Consider the following 2,622-nt stretch of genomic DNA (forward strand, 5'->3'; position numbering starts at 1 on the left):
GTGTCAACCGTCCACGGCGGCTGGTCATGCTTGAACGGCCGGTCAATGATCCCGAGGGGGAACACAAGATTCCTGGCCGAGCCGTAGTCCTTGTGCCAGGGATGACCCAAAAACCGGTTGACCAAGTCGTCGATGGCGACGGGCTGGGTCAGCGGAGGTTGCCACAACCGGTAGGGCTCAAAGTCGATCTTGCGAAGCTGATCGATGATCACCGTACCGATTTTCGGTGTCCTGACCCCTCCTTCGGCCTCTCCCTCAGTGACCTCCTCGTCGACCACCTCGCCGTTGGCAAAGACCGCCTCCGCATCGACCTCGGGGCCTCCTACACTCACCTCGAGCGGCGTGAACGAGTTGGTAAACAATTGTGGTCGAACATAGTCGATGTTGTGCACCAACACTGGTTGTTCCTCGCCGTCGATGGTGACGCCGCGGAAGTAGTCCCGCCACAGGAACTCGGCCTGAAACCGGATGATGTCCTCGAGGCTCTTACGGAAATACCCCAGACCCGCCTGAGCCGGCAGGTTCACCGCGTTCGGCACGCCGGCCGCCTGCGCCGCGCCGGCGGTACGTGCTTTGAGCACCAAGCGATAGCCCATGTTCTCCATGAGCTTTTCAGCTCGGCTCTCAATGGTCTGCGACGCCATCATCAAGTGAATCCAGTAGGCGCGGCCTTGCCGGCCGATCGAGTCGAGCACGTCGACCGCCGTCGGCATGATACGAAACCATTCGTAGAACTCGTCGATGACCACCACGAGCATCGGTAGCGCCGGCATGTCCTGGCCGCGCGCCCGCATCCTGGCTCGCACCGAGTTGTATTCCTTGGCGTCGTCTACACCGGCGTTGTCGCAGACCGCTTTGCGGCGGGCGATTTCGCCCCACAACGCGTCCAAGAAGCGCTCCATAAGCACTTGGTCTTCTTCAAGGTCAGTGATAATCCGGGAGACGTGCGGCACGCCGGCGAACGGCTTGACCGCCGACCCGCCCTTGAGGTCGGCCAACACGAACTGCAACTCCTCCGGCGGATGAGCGAGCATCAACGATTCGATCACGGTTCGCACTAGCGTCGATTTGCCCGAACCAGTTGTCCCCGACATCACCCCGTGTGGGCCATCGCCGCCTTCATCGAGCGATTTCATGTCCAAAAACAACAGCTCACCGTTGTCGGATCGATTGCCGAACGGTACCCGCAACCGCGACCTGCCCAGCGTATCGGTGCGGCTGTTCCACAACGCGCCAAAGTCGATCGTGGCTGGATCGTCAATTCCGTAGTAGGACAAGATGTCTCGAGCACCGATGTGGGCAACTCGCTGGCCGATCTCTTCGTAGGCTTCGGCCAGCCGCCAGCGCGCCAGCTTCTGCGCGAACTCTTCTGCTTCGGCGATGCTGAGGTGGTCGGTGAGGGCGAAAAACCAGGGCTTGTCGTCGATCACCATCCAGGTATCACGGTCGCGGGGCAGCGCGTCGATCACACCTTTTTCGTCGAACCGCAACGTGCGCTCCGGAACTGCTGTCCACATCGACGAGCCGGTCAAGTCGAAGAACGTCACCCCGTCGACACCTTCGGCGCTGATCACGTACTCCCACTGCGGATCGGCGACGTCCGCGACAATCAGGTGGTGAGGTGTCGGGGTCTGTGCCGATGAACTGGCGTGCCGAGGCGTAAATGACCCGCGGCCGGCGAACAATTCGGCTTGCTCCGCGGCGAATTCCCGCACCGAGCTGTACACCATCCGCGCGTTGCCTGCTGCGTCGTGACGCCGGGGATCACCGAAATGCGGCAGCCACTTCACCCAGTCCCACTGCTCCAAATCGGAACTGACAACCACCATCTGCACGTGGTCGGGCCCGTGCGAGAACGCCAGCTGGCAGATGATGGACCGCATCAATCCCAGCGTCTGCTCGCGGTCCCCCAAGAGCGCATACCAGGGTTCCACGAGCAGCGAAACCATTTTTGGCAGGTTGTAGACGACGCTTTGATAGCGTCCGAACTCCTGCAGCGCCTTCCCCGTCACCGGCTCCAGCTCGATGTCGGTCGGCATATTCTGCGGTTCGCCCCAGGTCACCTCGGGACGCGTCATACCCACGCCGACTCGGACGACGCAGAAGTTGAGGTCCTTGCCGTCAGGCTTGCGTTCCCACATTCGGGACGATCCCACGGCAGCGGCCAACGTGGTGGGCGCCGGGTGGTACCACCGGTAGTTGGCGTCCATGCTGTCAGCCGACTCATTCGCGGTGTCCCGCAGCATGTCCAGCATCAACATGAACTGGGCGCGCATCGCGTCCAGCTTCGGCCGGCTCATTTGCTGCTGGCCGCCCATTCGGCCGCTGAACATCATCATCCCGACGCCGCCGATCATGAACAGCGGAAAAATCGAGCCGGCGCCCCCGAATACCCGTGAACCGCTGGCGAAGGTCATGGCGACCATGCCGCCCACCAGGCCGATCACTACGACGCCGACCACGATCATCCACCAGGGCTTGCCCTCTGGTGGCGGAATGCTTAACGGTGTTGGCAGGACGATGTTCTCCGGCTTGATGACCGGAGGCTTCTCCGGTGTCGGCGTGGTTCACCCACGGGTGCAGCAGCTGCTCGTAGCGCGCGACCAGACCGGGATCGGTCAG

Annotated in this window: 1 protein-coding gene; it reads right to left on the reverse strand. The window is 62.2% G+C overall.

The annotated features are described in order from the left end of the window. The coding region (eccCa, locus tag AC2VOU_RS16300) for a type VII secretion protein EccCa (RefSeq protein ID WP_486958306.1) at positions 1-2,537 on the reverse strand (2,537 nt) is incomplete at its 3' end. Positions 2,538-2,622: the final 85 nt, after the last annotated feature.

Source organism: Mycobacterium sp. TH-M25 (assembly GCF_057473665.1).